21 protein-coding genes are annotated in these 17,711 nt (G+C 74.4%); 6 read left to right on the top strand and 15 right to left on the bottom strand.

Features of this window, described 5'->3' with window-relative positions; genetic code table 11:
- The first annotated feature begins 13 nt into the window (after nucleotides 1-13).
- Complete coding sequence (locus ACQ614_RS28065) at nucleotides 14-481, top strand: SPW repeat protein (RefSeq protein ID WP_431681562.1); 468 nt, start codon at nucleotides 14-16, stop codon at nucleotides 479-481.
- An 82-nt stretch (nucleotides 482-563) separates the two neighbouring features.
- On the opposite strand, the gene ACQ614_RS28070 is transcribed toward ACQ614_RS28065, so the two are convergent.
- Both ACQ614_RS28070 and ACQ614_RS28075 read right to left on the bottom strand, forming a co-directional pair.
- Nucleotides 564-1,958 (bottom strand): class II fumarate hydratase, encoded by a 1,395-nt coding sequence (locus tag ACQ614_RS28070; RefSeq protein WP_431681563.1) that lies wholly within the window; start codon nucleotides 1,956-1,958, stop codon nucleotides 564-566.
- Between the two features lie 118 nt (nucleotides 1,959-2,076).
- Nucleotides 2,077-2,934: a carbon-nitrogen hydrolase family protein gene (locus ACQ614_RS28075; protein WP_431681565.1), complete on the bottom strand. Its 858-nt coding sequence runs from the start codon at nucleotides 2,932-2,934 to the stop codon at nucleotides 2,077-2,079.
- A gap of 108 nt (nucleotides 2,935-3,042) precedes the next feature.
- Between ACQ614_RS28075 and ACQ614_RS28080 the strand changes: the two genes are divergently transcribed.
- Nucleotides 3,043-3,366: a hypothetical protein gene (locus ACQ614_RS28080; protein WP_431681566.1), complete on the top strand. Its 324-nt coding sequence runs from the start codon at nucleotides 3,043-3,045 to the stop codon at nucleotides 3,364-3,366.
- Between the two features lie 22 nt (nucleotides 3,367-3,388).
- Here ACQ614_RS28080 and ACQ614_RS28085 read toward each other — a convergent pair whose 3' ends face one another.
- On the bottom strand, nucleotides 3,389-4,396 hold the full coding sequence (locus ACQ614_RS28085) for a chitinase (RefSeq protein ID WP_431681567.1): 1,008 nt from the start codon (nucleotides 4,394-4,396) through the stop codon (nucleotides 3,389-3,391).
- A gap of 274 nt (nucleotides 4,397-4,670) precedes the next feature.
- On the opposite strand from ACQ614_RS28085, the gene ACQ614_RS28090 reads away from it, so the two are divergent.
- From ACQ614_RS28090 to ACQ614_RS28100, 3 genes are all read left to right on the top strand, one after another.
- On the top strand, nucleotides 4,671-5,930 hold the full coding sequence (locus tag ACQ614_RS28090; RefSeq protein WP_431681568.1) for an ALF repeat-containing protein: 1,260 nt from the start codon (nucleotides 4,671-4,673) through the stop codon (nucleotides 5,928-5,930).
- Nucleotides 5,931-6,075: 145 nt separating this feature from the next.
- Nucleotides 6,076-6,450: an ADP-ribosylation/crystallin J1 gene (locus tag ACQ614_RS28095; protein ID WP_431681569.1), complete on the top strand. Its 375-nt coding sequence runs from the start codon at nucleotides 6,076-6,078 to the stop codon at nucleotides 6,448-6,450.
- 73 nt (nucleotides 6,451-6,523) lie between these two features.
- Nucleotides 6,524-7,792 carry a multidrug effflux MFS transporter gene (locus ACQ614_RS28100; RefSeq protein ID WP_431681570.1) on the top strand — a complete coding sequence of 423 codons (1,269 nt, stop codon included), beginning with the start codon at nucleotides 6,524-6,526 and terminating at the stop codon, nucleotides 7,790-7,792.
- A gap of 65 nt (nucleotides 7,793-7,857) precedes the next feature.
- Here the strand turns inward: ACQ614_RS28100 and ACQ614_RS28105 are convergent, their stop codons facing one another.
- The 12 genes from ACQ614_RS28105 to ACQ614_RS28160 form a co-directional block, all read right to left on the bottom strand.
- Complete coding sequence (locus ACQ614_RS28105; protein ID WP_431681571.1) at nucleotides 7,858-8,766, bottom strand: hypothetical protein; 909 nt, start codon at nucleotides 8,764-8,766, stop codon at nucleotides 7,858-7,860.
- 42 nt (nucleotides 8,767-8,808) lie between these two features.
- Nucleotides 8,809-9,621, bottom strand: coding sequence for a class I SAM-dependent methyltransferase (locus ACQ614_RS28110; protein ID WP_431681573.1), 813 nt, complete (start codon nucleotides 9,619-9,621; stop codon nucleotides 8,809-8,811).
- A 67-nt stretch (nucleotides 9,622-9,688) separates the two neighbouring features.
- The gene (locus ACQ614_RS28115) at nucleotides 9,689-10,597 is read right to left on the bottom strand and encodes an ABC transporter substrate-binding protein (RefSeq protein WP_431681575.1); all 909 of its coding nucleotides are present in this window, start codon (nucleotides 10,595-10,597) and stop codon (nucleotides 9,689-9,691) included.
- The gene (locus ACQ614_RS28120; protein ID WP_431681576.1) at nucleotides 10,594-11,286 is read right to left on the bottom strand and encodes an ABC transporter permease; all 693 of its coding nucleotides are present in this window, start codon (nucleotides 11,284-11,286) and stop codon (nucleotides 10,594-10,596) included. The genes ACQ614_RS28115 and ACQ614_RS28120 overlap by 4 nt, the downstream gene beginning before the upstream one ends.
- Nucleotides 11,283-11,942 (bottom strand): ABC transporter permease, encoded by a 660-nt coding sequence (locus ACQ614_RS28125; protein ID WP_431681578.1) that lies wholly within the window; start codon nucleotides 11,940-11,942, stop codon nucleotides 11,283-11,285. The genes ACQ614_RS28120 and ACQ614_RS28125 overlap by 4 nt, the downstream gene beginning before the upstream one ends.
- Complete coding sequence (locus ACQ614_RS28130) at nucleotides 11,932-12,972, bottom strand: ABC transporter ATP-binding protein (protein ID WP_431681579.1); 1,041 nt, start codon at nucleotides 12,970-12,972, stop codon at nucleotides 11,932-11,934. The genes ACQ614_RS28125 and ACQ614_RS28130 overlap by 11 nt, the downstream gene beginning before the upstream one ends.
- A gap of 91 nt (nucleotides 12,973-13,063) precedes the next feature.
- On the bottom strand, nucleotides 13,064-13,459 hold the full coding sequence (locus ACQ614_RS28135) for a rhodanese-like domain-containing protein (protein ID WP_431681580.1): 396 nt from the start codon (nucleotides 13,457-13,459) through the stop codon (nucleotides 13,064-13,066).
- Nucleotides 13,456-13,986 (bottom strand): cysteine dioxygenase, encoded by a 531-nt coding sequence (locus tag ACQ614_RS28140; protein ID WP_431681582.1) that lies wholly within the window; start codon nucleotides 13,984-13,986, stop codon nucleotides 13,456-13,458. The genes ACQ614_RS28135 and ACQ614_RS28140 overlap by 4 nt, the downstream gene beginning before the upstream one ends.
- Before the next feature lie 371 nt (nucleotides 13,987-14,357).
- Nucleotides 14,358-14,597, bottom strand: coding sequence for a hypothetical protein (locus ACQ614_RS28145; RefSeq protein ID WP_431681583.1), 240 nt, complete (start codon nucleotides 14,595-14,597; stop codon nucleotides 14,358-14,360).
- On the bottom strand, nucleotides 14,558-14,947 hold the full coding sequence (locus ACQ614_RS28150; protein WP_431681584.1) for a hypothetical protein: 390 nt from the start codon (nucleotides 14,945-14,947) through the stop codon (nucleotides 14,558-14,560). Before ACQ614_RS28150 ends, ACQ614_RS28145 begins: the two co-directional genes overlap by 40 nt.
- A gap of 129 nt (nucleotides 14,948-15,076) precedes the next feature.
- Nucleotides 15,077-16,516 carry a sensor histidine kinase gene (locus ACQ614_RS28155; protein WP_431681585.1) on the bottom strand — a complete coding sequence of 480 codons (1,440 nt, stop codon included), beginning with the start codon at nucleotides 16,514-16,516 and terminating at the stop codon, nucleotides 15,077-15,079.
- Nucleotides 16,513-17,223 carry a response regulator transcription factor gene (locus ACQ614_RS28160; RefSeq protein ID WP_431681586.1) on the bottom strand — a complete coding sequence of 237 codons (711 nt, stop codon included), beginning with the start codon at nucleotides 17,221-17,223 and terminating at the stop codon, nucleotides 16,513-16,515. Before ACQ614_RS28160 ends, ACQ614_RS28155 begins: the two co-directional genes overlap by 4 nt.
- Nucleotides 17,224-17,429: 206 nt before the next feature.
- Here ACQ614_RS28160 and ACQ614_RS28165 point away from each other — a divergent pair, with 206 nt between their 5' ends.
- Nucleotides 17,430-17,696: a GlsB/YeaQ/YmgE family stress response membrane protein gene (locus tag ACQ614_RS28165; protein WP_431681588.1), complete on the top strand. Its 267-nt coding sequence runs from the start codon at nucleotides 17,430-17,432 to the stop codon at nucleotides 17,694-17,696.
- The last annotated feature ends 15 nt before the right edge of the window (nucleotides 17,697-17,711 follow it).

A 17,711-nucleotide genomic window follows, 5' to 3' on the forward strand; every position in this document is an offset into this window, starting at 1 on the left:
GAGGTGGTTCCCGGTGTCGACCCAGCTTCCGGGTATGGAGCGCCATCCGGACATCCTTGCAATGCGTGAACACTACGAGCGCGTCACATCGACGATGCTCGCGCAGGGCGTGGAGGCGCTCTGCATCGTCGCCGGACTCTTCCTGGCGATCTCTCCCTGGGTGGTCGGCTTCGCCCTCTTCCCCGCCGCGGGTGGCATCCAGGGCGTGACCCTGAGCAACCTGATCTGCGGCCTCGTCTTCGCCTTCCTGATGGGCGGCTACGCCACCGCCTTCGAGCGTACCCACGCGCGCGCCTACGCCGGGCTGGCGATCGGCGTCTGGACGATCGTCGCCCCGTGGGCGACCGTCGGGGACCAGGCCTTCTACCGGACGATCTGGACCAACGTCGTGACCGGCGGTGTGATGACCTGCCTGGCGGGCGTGGCCATCGCCATGGCGCTGACCGGCATGTCCTCGAGGATGGGCAGGAGCCGCGGATGACGGAGACCGACACGGACAACCCCCGACGGGTGCGGACCGCGCGGTCCGCACCCGTCGGCCGTTCCGCCGGCCGGCGTCCGGCTCAGGGCCGGGTCATCCGCAGCACGTCCAGCGCCTCGTCCAGCTGTTCCTCCGTCAGCAGCCCGCGCTCCACGTAGCCGCGCTCCAGCACCACCTGGCGGATCGTCTTGCGCTCGGCCAGCGACTGCTTGGCCACCTTCGCCGCCTCCTCGTAGCCGATCCAGCGGTTCAGCGGGGTGACCACGGAGGGCGAGGACTCCGCGTACTCCCGGGCCCGTTCGACGTTGGCGGTCAGCCCGTCCACCGTGCGGTCGGCCAGCAGCCGGGCCGCGGCCGCCAGCAGCCGGACCGACTCCAGGACGTTCCGGGCGATCACCGGCAGCATCACGTTCAGCTCGAAGTTGCCGCTCGCGCCCGCCACCGTGACGGTGGTGTCGTTGCCCACCACCTGGGCCGCCACCATCAGGACCACCTCGGGGATCACCGGGTTCACCTTGCCCGGCATGATCGACGAACCCGGCTGCAGGTCCGGCAGGTTGAGCTCGCCGAGGCCGGTCCGCGGGCCGGAGCCCATCCACCGCAGGTCGTTGGCGATCTTCGTGAAGCCGACCGCGACCGTGCGCAACTGGCCGCTCAGCTCGACCAGTCCGTCCCTGGCGCCCTGGGCCTCGAAGTGGTCGCGGGCCTCCGTCAGCGGCAGCCCGGTGGCCCGGGCGACCTCGGCGATCACCGCGGCGGAGAACCCCTTCGGGGTGTTGATGCCGGTGCCCACCGCGGTGCCGCCGAGCGGGAGTTCGGCCACCCGGGGGAGCGCGGCGCGCAGCCGCTCCACGCCGTACCGCACCTGCGCCGCATACCCGCCGAACTCCTGGCCGAGGGTGACCGGGGTGGCGTCCATCAGGTGCGTACGCCCGGACTTGACCACCTCGGCGAACTGCTCGGCCTTCCCCTCCAGCGCGGCCGCCAGGTGCTCCAGCGCCGGCACCAGCTCGCCGGTCACGGCGGCGGTCGCCGCGATGTGGATCGACGAGGGGAACACGTCGTTGGAGGACTGGCTGGCGTTCACGTGGTCGTTGGGGTGCACCGGCCGGCCGAGCCGCTCCGAGGCCAGGGTGGCGATCACCTCGTTGGTGTTCATGTTGGACGAGGTGCCGGAGCCGGTCTGGAAGACGTCCACCGGGAACTGGTCGTCCCAGCGGCCCTCCGCCACCTCTTCGGCGGCCTGCCGGACGGCCTCCGCGACGTCGCCGTCCAGCACCCCCAGCTCCGCATTGACCTTCGCCGCGGCCGCCTTGATCCGGGCCAGCGCCGCGATGTGCGCCCGCTCCAGCCGCTGGCCGGACACCGGGAAGTTCTGCACCGCCCGCTGCGTCTGCGCCTGCCACTTGGCCTCGGCCGGCACCCGGACCTCGCCCATCGAGTCGTGCTCGATGCGGAACTGCTCCTCGTCACCCATGGTGGGACACCTCCTGCACAGCACAACGCGCCGCGGCCCGCGGAATTCCGCGCCGGGACGCCCGGATCGGCCATTCAGGGGCACGGGGGTGACCACTCGGGGGCGCTGGGGTGACCCTTCAGGCCAGGGTGGCGGTGGTGCGGGTCGGGGCGGCGGTGAGGCCGGGCTGGACGAGGACCGGGTCCTCCGTGCGGGCGCGGGCCAGCTCCTGCGGGTCGAGCAGCACGGTCAGCAGTTCGGGCGCGTCCTCGGGGGCCTCCGCGAGCAGGCGTCCGTCCGGGCCCCAGACGGCGCTGCCGCCGCAGCCGGTGTACGGGCCGGAGCGGCCGACGTGGTTGGCCAGCAGCACGTACAGGGTGTTGTCGAGCGCCCGGGCGGGGAAGACCGTGCGGCGCTGGTGGGCGCCGGGGCCGTGGCCGAAGAGTGCGCCGACCAGGTAGGCGTGCGCGCCGTCCAGGGCGGCGGCGCGGGCGTGCTCGGGGAAGCCGGAGTCCCAGCAGACGCCGAGGCCGAGCCGCCAGCCGTCCAGCTCCAGGGTGCAGCCGCCGTCGCCGGCGGAGAAGCCGGCGGCCCGCTCGTTGGGGGTGGCGAACTGCTTGCGGTAGACGGCGGCGAGGCGGCCCGTGCCGTCCAGGGCGAGGGCCGCGATGTGCAGCGCGCCGGTCGCTTCGTCGCGCACCGGGGCGCCGACCACCACCGCGGTGCCGGTCTCGGCGCAGGCGGCGGCCAGCGGGGCGAGCCGGGGGTCGTCGGGGGCGAGGGTGAGGGCGTCCGGGGCGGCGGCGATCCCGGCGGTCTCGTAGCCGGTCAGGAACAGCTCGGAGAGCAGCAGCAGCCGGGCGCCCCGTGCGGCGGCCCGGCGGACCAGTTCGGCGGCGGTGGCGGTGTTCGCGGCGACGTCCAGCGGGGCGACGGGGGCCTGTGCGACGGCGACGCGGAGCGGGGAAGCGGGAAGCGCGTGTACAGGGGTTCTCACGGACCCCAATCCTTACATGGTGGGGGTGTCGACCTCAAGGCCCCGCCGGGCCCGGGCCGGTCCGCGTGGCGCGTGTCCGGGCACCGGGCCCGGTGCCACCATGGCGCCATGACGGACCGACCGGACCCGGCCGCGCGGTACGCGGAGATCGCCGACGAGCTCGCTCCGCGCGGTGCCGTGCAGGCGAAGATGTTCGGCATGCCCTGCCTCAAGGACTCCGCGGGCAAGGCCTTCGCCGGCCTGCACGAGAGCGAGCTGGTCTGCCGGCTGGGCCGCGACACGCCCGCCCTCGCCGAGGCGCTGCGGCTGCCGGGCGCCCACATCTTCGACCCGGTGGGCGGCCGGCCGATGAAGGACTGGGCCTGCATCCCGCTCGGCGCGGCCGCCCACTGGGACAACTTCGCCGAGGCGGCCCTGATCGCACCGCGCTGAGCCGCCGCGCGGCCGGCCCGGCTCAGCCGTGGTAGCCGGCGACGATCTTCGTGAAGGCGTAGGCGGACTGGCCGATCCCGCTGCACGAGTCGCCCGCCGGGGTGCCGGACGGGCAGGGGCGGTCCCGGTTGACGGCCCAGAAGGTGAACCGTGCCAGGTGGTGCGCCTTGGCGTAGTTCAGCATGGTGGTGAAGTCGCCGGTGGAGACGGTCTCGCCGGCCTCGTCGGTCTTCCCGTTCATCGAGGAGATGCCGATGTGCCGGTACGCGGTCGCGCCGTCGTAGCCGTACGCGGACGCCACCGCCTTCTGCAGGCCGTCGGCGGCCTTGGTGGAGACGCTGCCCATCGAGCCGCTGTGGCCGCCGAAGTCGAACGGCATGATCGTCCAGCCGTCCAGGGCCAGCCCGCTCGCGGCGCCGCGCTTGATCAGGTCCAGGCCGTTGGCGTCCGGCCCGGTCGGCGTGGTGCCGAAGGTCAGGTAGGTGCGGATGCCCGGGTTCCTGCTCTCGACGGTCTTCAGCGCCGAGACCACCCGCTGCCGGACGGCGGCACTGGCGACCTCGGTGTTCTCTATGTCCACGTCGATCGCCTTCAGCTTGTAGGCGTCGATCACCTTCTGGTACGCGGCGGCCAGGGCGCTCGCCGAGCTGCACTTCTCGCCGAGCTTGGCGCCGCTCCAGCCGCCGAACGAGACCACCACGTCGCCGCCGGCCGCCCGGATCGCGTTGATCGCGCTCTGGTCGCTGCCGCCGGTGAGCGGGCGGGTGCCGTCCCACTTGGGGTTGCAGCCGCCGTCGCTGAGCATGAAGGCCAGCGTGAACTGCTTGACCCCGGTGGCCGCCATGACGTCGGTCGGCTTCTGCGGGCTGCCCCAACCCAGGTACTCGTACGGGGCGTTGAGGCCGACCGGATCGGCGGCGGCCGCTTGGCCCGCCGGCGCCAGGGCGAACGCCCCGGCGGTCAGGGCGGCGGCGGTGGCGAGCGCGAGCAGGGGGCGGGCGTGGCCGCGCTTCAGGGCGTGCGAGGGCATGGTCCTCCGTTCGTGGCGGGGTGCCGCAGATCGTCAGGAAAGTTTCCTAACCGCGGGCGCCCAGCAAAGCAGGCGACCGTGTGCACATCAAGAGGGCGTGCCTTAAGGGAAGTTGAAGGCGGAAAAGGGTGCCACCGCGCCGCGGGTCCGCCCGGTCCGTTGTGAAGAATCAGTTCGCCAACGTCCGGGGTGATTGTTGTACGATCACCCGCGCCCCACCGTGTGAAGATCCACAGTGATGGCACGACGTCAGACCGTCTCCCCGGGGGTATTCGTGAGCATCCGTCGTTCGCTGGCCGCTGCCGTTTTCGTGGCCGCGGTGTCCGCGCCCGCCGCATTCGGCGCCGCGCCGGCGATGGCCGAGGGCCTGCCGGCCGGCCAGTCCCAGCCGGACGCGGCTCCGGCTGCCGACGAGGCGGACAAGCAGGACGCGGCCGACCGCGCCGAGATCCAGCGGATCCTGGCCGACCCGAACACCGGCCGCGGTGTCCGCGAAGCCGTCACCAAGGCGCTCGCCGGCACCCCGGAGGACCGCCGGCACTTCCTCACCGTGGACTACCCCCGGCTGCGGGCGCAGGACAACCGGGTCAAGCTCGTCCAGCTGATCTCCGACCCGAACAGCGGACCCGGTGTCCGCGAGGCCGCCCAGAAGGCGTTCAACGGCACCGACGCCGAGATCGAGCACTTCCTCACGGTCGAGCTGCCCAAGGTGCGGGCGGACGACAACCGGGTCAAGGTGTCGCAGATCATGGCCGACCCGAACACCGGGCGGGGCGTGCGCGAGGCTGCGGGCAAGGCTCTGGACGGCACCAACGCCGACGTCGAGTACTTCCTCACCGTGGACTACCCCCGGCTGCGGGCGCAGGACAACCGGGTCAAGCTCGTCCAGCTGATCTCCGACCCGAACACCGGGAAGCGCGTCCGTGAGGGTGCCCAGAAGGCGTTCAACGGCACCGACGCCGAGATCGAGCACTTCCTCACCGTGGACCTGCCCAAGCTGCGGGCCTCGGACAACCGGGTCAAGGTGTCGCAGATCGCCGAGGAGAAGGGCATCGGCCGGATCCTCCGCGAGGCCGCCCTCAAGGCGCTGAACGGCAGCGACGCGGACATCGAGGAGTTCCTCGCCAAGCTGCCCTCGATCCGGTACGCCGACGACCGGCTCAAGGTCTCCCAGCTGGCCGAGTCCGGCGGCCCCGAGGTGAAGAAGGCCGCCCTCGCCGCACTGGCGGCCGGCACCCACGAGGCGCTCATCGAGTTCCTGACCAAGGGCCTGGCCGAGGCCGAGGCCAAGGACAAGGCCGCGGCCGGCCAGGGCGGCACCGGCGGGACGCAGACCGGCACCGGCGGCACCACCGTCACCCCCGTCTCCGGCACCGGGAACGGCACCACCGCGGGCGGCACCGGCTCGACCACCGACCGGCTCGCGTCGACCGGCACCGAGGCGCCGCTCGGCGGCCTCGCCGCGGCCGGCGGTGCGGCCGTCGTCCTCGGCGGCGCCGCGCTGCTGGCGACCCGCCGCCGCTCGCGGGCGTAGTCGCGAGGACGTACGTCGAACCGGACGGCCGGTGCCGCGGGGCACCCCGGCACCGGCCGTCCGCCGTTCCCGCCCGGGGCAGCCCGCTCCGGACGGCCGAAAAGGCGTCGCCGCCGCCGAGCCGTCCCGCCTAGGGTGGTGCGCCATGCGAACGACCACCACTCTCTGGCGCCCCACCGGGCCCAAGGAGCTCGCGCTCGTCGAGGCCTCGGGATGGCGTGCCTGGCCGCCCCGGCTGCCCGAGCAGCCGATCTTCTACCCCGTGCTCAACGAGGACTACGCGATCCGCATCGCACGGGACTGGAACGTGCCCGCCTCGGGCGCCGGCTACGTCACCCGGTTCGAGGTCGACACGGCCTACCTGGAGCGCTTCCCCGTCCGGCAGGCCGGCGGCGAGACCATCCTCGAACTCTGGGTGCCCGCCGAGGAGCTGGAGGAGTTCAACCGTCACATCGTCGGCACCATCGAGGTGGTCCGCACCTTCGGTGCCGCCGACCGGCCGGACGGTGCCCGAGCCTGAGCCCTGCACCGCGGGTTACGGTACGAGTCCCGGCACCCGCGGCCGATCGCGTCCGACGACCCCGAGGAGCTCCATGGCAGGCCCGAGCGTCGACGCCGGCGGCGAGCGGTCCACCACCGCTGCCGCCGGCACCGCAACCGCCGCCGCGCCGCCCGGCCGGGCCACCGTCGCCGCGCTGGGCGGCCTGGTCGCGCTCGGGCCCTTCACCACCGACCTCTACCTGCCGGCCCTGCCCGCCCTCACCGCGGACCTGCACTCCACCGCGCCGGCCGTCCAACTCACGCTCACCGGATCGATGTTCGGCATGGCGGCGGGCCAGCTGGTGTTCGGTCCGCTGAGCGACCGGCACGGCCGCCGCCGCCCGCTGCTCGCCGGCATGGCGGTGTACGCGCTGGCCACCCTGATCTGCGCGCTCGCCCCCAGCGTGCCGGTGCTGGTGGCCGCCCGCTTCGTCCAGGGCGCGGCCGGGGCGGCCGGCCTGGTGATCGCCCGCGCGATCGCCCGCGACCGGTACGAGGGCGTCGCGATGATCCGCTTCATGGCCTCGCTGGCGATGATCTCCGGCCTCGCCCCGATCGTCGCACCCGTCCTCGGCGCCCAACTGCTGCACGTCACCGACTGGCGCGGCACCTTCGCCGTGCTCGCCGGCCTCGGCGCCGTGCTCACCCTGCTCGCGGCCGCCGTCCTGCGCGAGTCGCTGCCCCCGGAACGGCGCCACCGCGGCGGCCTCGCCACCACGCTGCGTGCCATCGGCGGCCTGCTGCGCGAGCGCCGCTTCCTCGGCTACGTCCTCACCAGCACCTTCGCCTTCGGCGCCCTCTTCGCCTACGTCAGCGGCTCCTCCACCGTCCTGCAGGAGGTCTACCGGGTCTCGCCGCAGACCTACAGCCTGCTGTTCGCCGTGAACTCGATCGCCCTGATGGCCTCCACCCAGCTCAACGGCCGGGTACTGGTCACCCGGCTGCGGCCGACCTCGCTGATGCTGCTCGGACTGCTCGCCGCCGTCACGGCCGGCCTCGCCCTGACCCTCTTCGCCGGGGTGTGGGACCTCGGGCTGGCCGCAGTCTGCCCGGCGATGTGCCTGCTGATGGCCTCGATGGGCATGGTCGGCCCCAACTCGGCCGCGCAGGCCCTCACCATGGCCCCGCACGCGGCCGGCTCCGCCTCGGCGATGCTGGGCCTCGGCAGCTTCCTCTGCGGGGCCGTGGTGGCCCCGCTGAGCAGTGTCGGCGGACAGCCCTCCGCGGTGCTGCTGGGCAGCGTGGTGCTGGTCTGTGCGGTGCTGTCGCTGGGGGCGTTCGTGCTGCTCTGCCGGCCCTGGGACCAGCGCGAACCGCAGTAGGTGCCCCCAGCGCCCCTGTGGGTTTGCCCTATGGGTCTGCCCTGGCCCTGAATCGGCCCGGGGTGTCAGTGACGGCCGCGGGCCAGGAGGGTGGTGCGGGTGCGGGCTGCGAAGTCGGGCTGGGCGGCGGTCGCCACCGCGTCCTGGGCGTTGCCGCCGGGCTTCACCGTGCCGGCCACCGTGTAGATGCCGTACCGGCCCACTGCTGCATGGGTGTTGGCGCAGCCTGCGCTGGTGCAGTACGAGGTGCTGCCGGCCGGGACGAGGCCCTGCACCTGGCCGCGGTGGGAGCCGGCCACGGCGTCGGCGTCGGCCTTGCTGTCGTGGACGGCGATGCCGACGGTCACCGCGCTGCTGCCGGAGGTGTAGGTGGCGCGGAGGATGCTGCGGCAGCCGTGGGCGGCGAGGACGTCGCCGAGGCCGCCGGTGGTGGCCTTCCAGCAGGGGTCGGTGACGGCGGTGGCCAGCCTGGTCCAGGTGCGGCCGTCGACGGTGGCGGTCGCGGGGAAGAGCTTGGCCGGGTCGAGCGGGGCGGTGTCGGTGGCGGCCGAGGAGATGAGCGTCAGCGGGTCGGCCGGGGCGGAGGCGCTTGCCGAGGTGCGGCCACCGGCGCTGCCGCTCGGCCGGGCGGAGGCGCCGGCAGAGGCGGAGGCCGAAACGGACGGCGACGGGGAGGGCACGGCGGAGCTGCTCGTCAGGACCTCCACCGGTTCTGCCGCGGGGCCGCCGGCGGACGGGGTGCCGGAGGCTGCGACGGCCGGTGCACCGCCCTTGTCGGAGTTGCCGGTGAGCCCGACCGCGGTGGCCGTGATCCCGCCGACCACCAGGGTGGCGGCGACCACGCCGCCGATGATCTGCAGCTGCCTGCGGCGCTTGACCTCCTGTTCGTGCTGGTCGGCCATGGCCGCCCAGTCCGGCTCGCCCGCACCCGCCGGCCCGCCCCACCCCTGCACCGTGCCCCGCCCGTCAGTCATGCGCGCGATCCTATGAGCTGACGGTCCTACCGGTGCAACCCGTCAGCTCGGGACGGCTGCGGCGGTCAGCAGGTGGCCGCTGACGCCGAGCAGCGAGGGCTCCGACTCGGTGGTGCGCAGCGCGGCGAGCACGGTGGCGCGGCGCTCCGGGTCGTCCAGCCAGTCGTTGACCCCGCCCATCAGCCAGACGGCGCCCTCCAGCCCGTACTGCCGCGCGCCCGCCAGGCCGGCGGCGGCGAACTCGTCGAGGACGTCGGTCGGGTGGTGGAACCAGGCGGTGGTGAACAGCGGGTTGTCCGGGGTGGAGGCGAGCAGGCCGGTGGCCGCGCAGGCGTCGGTCGCGGCGCGCGGGCCCGGCTCGAAGTAGCGTTCCACCCGCAGCTGGTCGTGCAGGCCGGCGAACCGGTTGATGGTGGCGGCGACCACCAGGCCGCCGGGCCGGCACACCCGCCGTGCCTCGGCGAGCGCCCGCAGCCGGTCGGCCGGCTCGGTGAGGTGGTAGAGCGGCCCGAGCAGCAGCACGGTGTCGTACGAGCCGTCGGCGGCCTCGAGCGCGCGGGCGTCGCCCAGGGCGGCCCGGACACCGGGCAGCGCGGAGGCCTGCTCGACGTGCAGCGGTACCGGGTCGACGAGGTCGACCCGGTGGCCGTCGGCGGCGAGCCACTCGGCGTGCACGCCGGCGCCGCCGCCGACGTCCAGCACCCGCTGCGGGGCCGGTCCGAGCAGGCGGCGCAGCACGTCCTGGGTGCGCCAGAACTCCAGCCGGTTGTGGGCGCGTTGCAGCCGGCCCTGCTCGGCGCCGCGGTTGTAGTGATCGAGGATCTCCGGGCGGACGGTCACGGTGTCGTCGGTCATGCCGATCATCATGATCGTCCGCCCGGGCGCCGGTCACCGGGATTTCCTGCGGCGGTGGTGCGGGTCGTCAGCCCAGGCCGTTGGACTTCAGCCAGTCCTTGGCCACGGCGGACGGGTCCTCCTTGTCGACGGCCACGCGCTTCATCAGGGCGGTGAGCCCGGCGGTGTCCAGCTTGGCGGAGACGGCGTTGAGGGCGGCCGTGGCGGTGGCGTCCACCCCGGCCTTGTTCACCAGCGGGACGACGTTCTGCACGCTGAACACGTTCTTCGGGTCGGCGAGCGGGACGAGCCCGAGCTGGACGATCCGCGGGTCGGTGGTGAAGACGTTGCCGATCTGCACGGTGCCGTCCTTGAGCGCGTTGGCGGTGGTGTCGCCGGTCGGCTTCCACTCCTTGAAGGCCAGCCCGTACACGTCCTTGAACTGCTGCTCGCGGCGGGACTTGAACTCCGGCGGTCCGCCGATCACCAGCTCGCCGGCCTTGCCGGCCAGGTCCGCGACGGAGGTGAGCTTCAGCCGCTCGGCGGTCTCCTTGCTGACCGTCAGCGAGTCCTTGTCCTCGGCGGCGGCCGGGTCCAGCAGGGCGAGTTCGGCGGGCAGCTTCTGCTGCAGCTCGGCGTCGACGGCCTCGGTGCCGGCGGCGGTGCTCTTGGGGTCGAGGTAGCCGAGCAGGGCGCCGTTGTACTCGGGCAGCACGGTCAGGCTGCCGCTCTTCAGCTGCCCGTACAGCACCTCGCGGCTGCCGATGTTGAACTTCTCCTCGACCTTGACGCCCTTGGCCTTGAGGGCCTGCGAGTAGATCGAGGCGAGCAGCACGTTCTCCGGGAAGTTGGCGGAGCCGACGACCACGGTCTTCGAGCCGGCGGGCTTCGAAGCGCCGCCGTCCGCGGCGAGCGGGTCGCCGCCGGAGGAGGAGCAGGCCGCCGCACCCAGCACGAGGGCGGCTGCGGCGAGGGTTCGGACCAGGCGGGTCGTCATGAGGCTTCCTTCGGTCGGACGGTACGGCGGGTGCGCGCCCCCGGCGGGAGCGAGCGGTGGATCAGCGGGGCGAAGAGCAGCTGCGCGGCGACGGCCAGCAGGACGACCAGCAGGGCGCCGCCGACGGTGGCCGGGTAGTCGCGGGTGGCCAGCCCGTCGACCACGTACCGGCCGAGGCCGCCGAGGCCCACGTAGGCGGCGACGGTGGCGGTGGCGATGGTCTGCACGGCGGCGGTGCGCAGCCCGGCGAGCAGGGTGGGGAGGGCGGCGGGCAGGCAGACCTGCCACAGCACCTGGCGGTGGGTCAGGCCGATGCCGAGCGCGGCGTCGCGGACGGTCGGGTCGGTGCCGCGGACGCCCTCGGCGGCGGCCACCAGCAGCGGCGGCGCGGCCAGTGCCACCAGCGGGACGAGCACGGCGGTGTCGCCGACCCCGGCGAGCAGCACGGCCAGCGTCACCAGGCCGAGGGTGGGCAGGGCGCGGGCGGTGCCGGTGAGCGCGGTGACCACGAAGGCCCCGCGGCCGGTGTACCCGATCAGCAGCCCCAGCGGGACGGCGAGCACCGCGGCCCACAGCAGGGCCTCCCCGCAGAACACCAGGTGTTCGGCGATCCGGTGGCCGATCGCGTCCGGGCCGCTCTGCCGGGCGGGGGCGGTGAAGAAGGTCTGGAGCCAGCCGAGCCAGTTCACCGGGCACCTCCGGCGGCCCAGGGGGCGAGCAGCCTGCGGGTGAGCACCAGCAGCAGGTCGGTGGCGAGCGCGAGCAGGGCGACGAGGGCGATCCCGGCGACGATCGGGGTCGGGAAGGTCCGCTGGAAGCCGTCGACGAAGAGGTATCCGAGGCCGCCGCGGCCGACCAGGGCACCGACCGCGGCCAGCGAGATGGAGGACACCGCGGCCACCCGGACGCCGGCCACCAGGTACGGCACGGCGGCGGGGAGTTCGACCGCGGCCAGCCGGCGCCACGGCCCGTAGCCGAGTGCGGTGGCCGCCTGCCGGACGTCCTCCGGCACGGCCCGCAGCCCGTCCACCGTGGCCGGCAGCAGGACGGCCAGGGCGTAGCAGGTCAGCGGCACCATGACGGTGGCCCGGGTGGCCAGCCCGGTGTACGGGATGAGCACCACGAAGACGGCGAGCGCGGGCAGCGCGTAGACCACGTTGAAGACCGCGGCGAGCGGCTGGTAGAGCCTGGGCAGCCGGGCGCAGGCGAGGCCGAGCGGGACGGCGGCGGCCAGCGCGATCAGCACCGGGACGAGCGAGATCACCGCGTGGTCCAGCGTCAGGTCGCGCAGGTAGGAGAGGTGGTCGCCGATCCAGTGCCATCGGACGAGCGGTTCATCGTCCACCGGACGGCTCCGCGCTGCCGGGGCCGAGGGCGGCGAGGACGGCGGCCCGGGTGGCCAGGCCGGTGGCCCGGCCGGCGGCGTCCACCGCGACGGCGGCGCCGGCGGGGGAGAGCACGGCGGCGTCCAGTGCGGCGCGCAGGCTGTCGGCGGCGGGGGCGAACACCGGGGCGGGAAGCCGTTCGCCCCCGCGCACCCAGGCCTCCGGCCGGCCGTGGCCGTCCAGGGCGAGCCGCCAGCCGTGCTGCTCGCCGCCTGCGGGCAGCAGGGCCACGTCGGCGGCCGGGCGCAGACCGAGGCCGCGCAGGCCGCGGTCCCGGCCGAGGAAGGCGGCCACGCCGTCGTCCGCGGGGGCGGTCAGCAGGGTGTGCGGGTCCGCGTGCTGGGCGATCCGGCCGTGCTCGCGGAGCACCACCACCCGGTCGCCGAGCCGGACGGCCTCCTCGATGTCGTGCGTCACGAAGAGCACGGTCTTGTTCAACTCGGACTGCAGCCTGAGCAGTTCCTCCTGCAGCCCGGCCCGGACGACCGGGTCGACCGCGCTGAACGGCTCGTCCATCAGCAGCACCGGCGGGTCGGCGGCGAGCGCCCGCGCGACGCCGACCCGCTGCTGCTGGCCGCCGGAGAGCTGGAAGGGGTAGCGGCGGGCGGTCTCCGGGGGCAGGCCCACCAGCTCCAGGAGCTCGGCGGCCCGGGCCCGGGCCTTCCTGCGGTCCCAGCCGAGCAGCCGGGGCACGGTGGCGATGTTGTCCAGCACCCGGCGGTGCGGGAACAGCCCGGCCTGCTGGATGACGTAGCCGATGCCGCGGCGCAGCCGGGCGGCGTTCAGCCCGGCCACGTCGGCACCGTCCAGCAGTACCCGGCCGGCGGTCGGCTCGACCATCCGGTTGACCATCCGCAGGATGGTGGTCTTGCCGCAGCCGGACGGGCCGACCAGAACGGTTATTCGGCCGGCCGGGACGTCGAGGTCCAGGCCCTCGACGGCCACGGTGCCGTCCGGATGGCGCTTGCCGGCGCCCTCGAATGTGATCACGTGTGGTTCTCTGCAGCCTGACGAATAGTGAGGTGGAAACGGGTGATGCGTATGTGACAAGCGAACACCTGATCGGGTCCCCGGAGAAACGTCAGGTCAAACCCCCGTCGACCGAAAGGGTGGGCAGGCCGGCGGCGGCCCAGGCGACGAAGCCGCCGTCCAGGTCGGTCGCCCGGTGCAGTCCGAGTTCGCGCAGGCTCGCGGCCGCCAGGCTGGAGGCGTACCCCTCGGAGCAGACCACGATCCAGTGCACCCCGTGGTCCGAGGCCTCCGGGATGCGGTGGCTGCCCGCCGGATCGAGCCGCCACTCGAGCACGTTCCGTTCGATCACCAGCGCACCGGGGATACCGCCCTCGCGGGCCCGCTGCGCCGCCGGCCGGATGTCCACCAGCAGCGCCCCCTCGGCCACCGCCGCGTATGCCTCCGCCGGGCCGGGCCGGTGCACTCCGGCGCGGGAGCGGGCCACCAGGTCCTCGATCGTCGTCACCACTGCTCCGGTCCTTCCTCGGTGGTGCGGACCAGGCCGCCGGCCCGCAGTTCGTAGCGCGTCATCCCGCTCAGCGGCGGCGAGTACGCATGGATCGTCACGGCCGGCCCGGACGAGGTGTTGCGGACGTCGTGCAGGTACTCCGCGCCGAACGCCCGGACCGTCCCCGAGGCCACCCGGCGGATCAGCAGCCCGTCCTGCGGGCCGCCCAGCGACAGCTCCTCCAGCTCGCCCAGGGCCACGGCGAACGCACCGCGCGAACCGCCGTGGTCGTGGAACCCGGTGGACTGCCCGGGCAGCCAGCTGATCAGCCAGACCTCGTGGTCCTCGGCGCTCTCCAGGCGCTCGTACCAGCGCTCCCCGGTGGCGAGCCGCACCCGGTGGATCCACCGGTCGGGCTGCTCGGCGAGATCGCGGACGATCGCCCGCAGGGCGTTCGGCGACAGCGGGCGGGACACCCCGCCGGCGGGATCGCCGGCGGTTGCGGTTGTGGATACGGCTGCGGGTACGGCGAAGTCCAGGCTCATGGCACGTCCTCGGATGACCGGAGGGGCGGCCGGCGCACGCGGGCACAGCGGTGCACAGGCCGAAGGGGGAGGGGCTTCAGGAGCGGACGGTCCCGGCGGGTGCCGAACGGATCAGGCACCCGCCCCGGAGAACGGCACGGGGCGGAACGGAACCGTCAGCAGGCACACATGTCGCTCGCCTGGCGTCGCAGATCGACGTGCAGGCGGCAGACCAGGGAGGTGCCGGGCTTCATGCGCCGATCGTTCACGACGCGAGCGGGCCGCGTCAAGCCGCGTCCGGCAGGCGGGAGGCAGGGGTGCCCCGTTCGGCGGGCACACGGGAGCGGCCCGCCCCGGGATCGTCCGGGACGGGCCGTTGCGATGACGGTCAGTCAGTTGTTCTGTGCGGCATCCGTGTCGGCCTGGGCGGCGGCACTCTCCGCGGCGTCCAGCTTCTGCTGCATCTGCTGCGTGCCGTCGTCCTGCTGGGACTGCGCGGCCTTGCCGGCGCCCTCCCCGTGCGGCCCGCAGCCCGTCAGCAGCAGGGCGGCGGCCGCGGCGAGCGCCGCGACGGCGGCACCGGCCCGGCGGCTCACTTCGACCCCGCCGAGGACGACGGCTGCTTGGCGCACCAGTCGGCGACCGCCTTCAGGTCGTTCTGCCGCAGCACCAGGGTCGGCACCAGGGTCTTGCGGAAGTCCAGACGGTCGTTGAGGAACGTGTACACCTCCGTGTGGCCGGCGGCCTTGGCCTCGGCCACACGCTTCTCCAGCCGTGCCACGGAGCCGGCGACCGTGGCGTCGCCGTTCAGCCGCTTCAGCGCTTTGTCGATACGGGCCTGGGTGGCCGGCAGGCGCTTGCAGATCACCTTGGCGCCGTCGCCCTTCGGCGTGGCGGCGGCCTGCGCGGGGGCGGCGCCCGCAAGCACGGAGCCTGCCAGGGCGAGGGCGCCGAGCGCGGCGGCCTTGCGGTTCAGGGGCATGGCGGTCTCTCCTCCGGATACCTGTGGGATCGGACGCCGGCGAGCGTAGGACGCCTTCTTGTGGAAACCCTGTGACCGCAGGAGCCCCCGTGTCCGGGGACACCCTGGTGCCCCGCAGCGCCGTCCGGGTCAGCCGTTGATCCAGTCGCGGCGGGCCGGCAGCACCAGGGTGGGCGCCTCCGGGCGCAGCAGCGGCAGCCGCACCTCGAAGCGGCTGCCGGCGTCGCCCGGGCCCTCGGCGACGGTCACCGTGCCGCGGTGCAGCGCAACCTGCTGTGCCACCAGGGTCAGCCCCAGGCCGGAGCCCGGGCTGCCCGGGCGGCGGTGGAAGCGCTGGAAGACCGCCGTCCGCTCGGCCGGCGGCACGCCCGGCCCGGAGTCGTCCACGGTGAGCACCGCCGAACCGCTGCGCCCGGCCCGCAGCCGGACGGCGATCCGGGCCGGTCCGCCGCCCGTCCGGCCGTGCACCGCGGCATTGCCGAGGAGGTTGGCCAGCAGGATGCGCAGCCCGGCCTCCCAGCCGAACACCCTGACCCCGGAGGCGGCTTCGACCTCGATGGCGGCCTCCGGGTGGCGCCGGACGGCCTCCGCGGCGGCCGCCTCCACCAGGTCGCCCAGGTCGAGGGCGGCGAAGGCGGAGAGCTCCACCAGGTCGCCGACGGCGAGGGACCGCAGGGCGCTCAGCACGTCCTCCAACCGGGCGTGGTCGGCGGCCAGTTCGGAGACGATCTCGGCCCGTTCGGCGGCGTCCAGGCCGGGGTGGGCGGCCAGCACGTCGAGGTTGGTGCGCATGGCGGTCAGCGGGGTGCGCAGTTCGTGCGAGGCGGCCGAGGAGAACGACCGCGCGGTGTCCAGCGCCTGGGCGGTGCGGACGGCCTGCTCGTCGTAGCGGGCGAGCAGCAGCGAGAGGGCCGCGGCGAGTTCGTCGACCTCGGTGACGCCGCTGCGGTGGTGCTCCAGCGATCCGGCGCCGGTGCGCGGGTCGAGAGCGGCCGCCCTGCCGCTGAGCCGGCGCAGCGAGCCGGTGGCCCGCCCGGCCAGTCCGAAGGCCAGCAGCCCGGCGACCGGGGCGGCCAGCAGGGCCACCAGCAGCACCCGTCGGCGGACGGCCTTCACCTGCGGGTCGACCGCCGTGGACGGTTCCACCAGCCACAGCGTGCCCGGGTTCGCGCCGTTCACCGGGACGGCCAGCACCCGCCAGGCCCGCCCGGCGTCCCGGACGGTGGCCGGGCCGCCGCCGGCCGCCGGCAGCGGCACCGACTCGGCGGGCTGCGGGCCCACCGCCAGTCGTACCGCGCCGTCGGCGCCGGCCAGCCGGACACCGGAGTCCAGCGCGCCGTCGAGGACCTTGCGCTGCTGGTTCTGTTCGGCCTTCGGCCGGTTGCGCGCGTCCGCGGCCAGCAGGGTCCGGGCGCTGGGCAGGACGGCCGCCGCCCGGGCCCGCAGCAGGTCGTCCTGCTGGCGCAGCAGGTCGCGGTGGACGAGGCCGAGCAGCAGCAGCCCGGCCGCCAGCACCAGCAGCGGCACCAGTACGGTCACCGACAGTGCGATCCGGGTGGAGAGCTTCACCGGGCGCCCCCGTCGGCCGGTGCGCGCAGTACGAAGCCGACCCCGCGCACGGTGTGGATCAGCCGCGGCCGACCGCCGTCCTCCAGCTTGCGGCGCAGGTAGCTGACGAAGGTGTCGACGGCGTCGCTGCGGACGTCGAAGTCGTAGCCCCAGACCCGGTCGAGGAGCTGGTCCCGGGTGAGCACCAGGCCGGTGTTCCGGACGAGCTGCGCGAGGAGCTCGAACTCGCGCCGGGTGAGGTGGACTTCGGCGCCCTCCCAGTGCACCTGGCGGGTGGCGGGGCTGACCGTCAGCGGCCCGGCGCGCAGCACGTCGGAGGGCGGTGCGGGCCGGCGGCGGAGCAGGGCGTGCAGCCGCAGCACCAGCTCCTCCAGGGCGAAGGGCTTCACCAGGTAGTCGTCCGCGCCGGCCTGCAGTCCGGCGACCCGGTCGGCGAGTTCGTCCATCGCGGAGAGCATCAGCACGGGGGTGTCGTCGCCGCGGGCGCGCAGCGTCCGGCACACGTCGGTGCCGCTGAGGCCGGGCATCGACACGTCGAGGACCAGCACGTCGGGGGGTTCGGCGGAGGCCCGATGGAGGGCCGACTCGCCGTCCTCGGCGACGGCCACGGTGAAGCCGCTCAGTCGCAGGCCCCGCTGCAGGGAGCGCCGGATCGCCGCGTCGTCGTCCACCACCAGCACCCGGCCGGCCTGCGGGCCTGCGGTCATCGGCGCCTCCTCGGGTCGGGCCCGGCGGGCCCCGGGGCCGCCGACTCTCCCACACCGCGGCGGGCCGGGTCACGGTGGGGCGCCGGGTGGTTCGGCCGGGCCGGCCCGTCAGGGCGGCGTGCGGGCGGGGAACCGGCGGTGCTGCCGGGGGCGTCCTTTGGAACACCGCGGTTCGGCGTTGGACCCCGGAGGGCAAGGAGACAGGTATGGGTTTCATCAGCTGGATCGTCCTCGGCCTGATCGCCGGGGCCATCGCCAAGTTCCTGCTGCCCGGGCGCGACCCGGGCGGCCTCATCGTGACCACACTGATCGGCATAGCCGGCTCGTTCGTCGGCGGCTGGGTCTCGTCGACGGTGCTGCACCGCCCGGTGGCCAAGGAGTTCTTCGACCTGGCGACCTGGGTGTCGGCGATCGGCGGCGCCCTGGTGCTGCTGATCGCGTACCGCCTCCTGTTCGGCAACTCGAGGGACTGACCGGCCGCGCGGCGG

This window comes from Kitasatospora dryopteridis (assembly GCF_050749075.1).
Taxonomy (GTDB): domain Bacteria; phylum Actinomycetota; class Actinomycetes; order Streptomycetales; family Streptomycetaceae; genus Kitasatospora.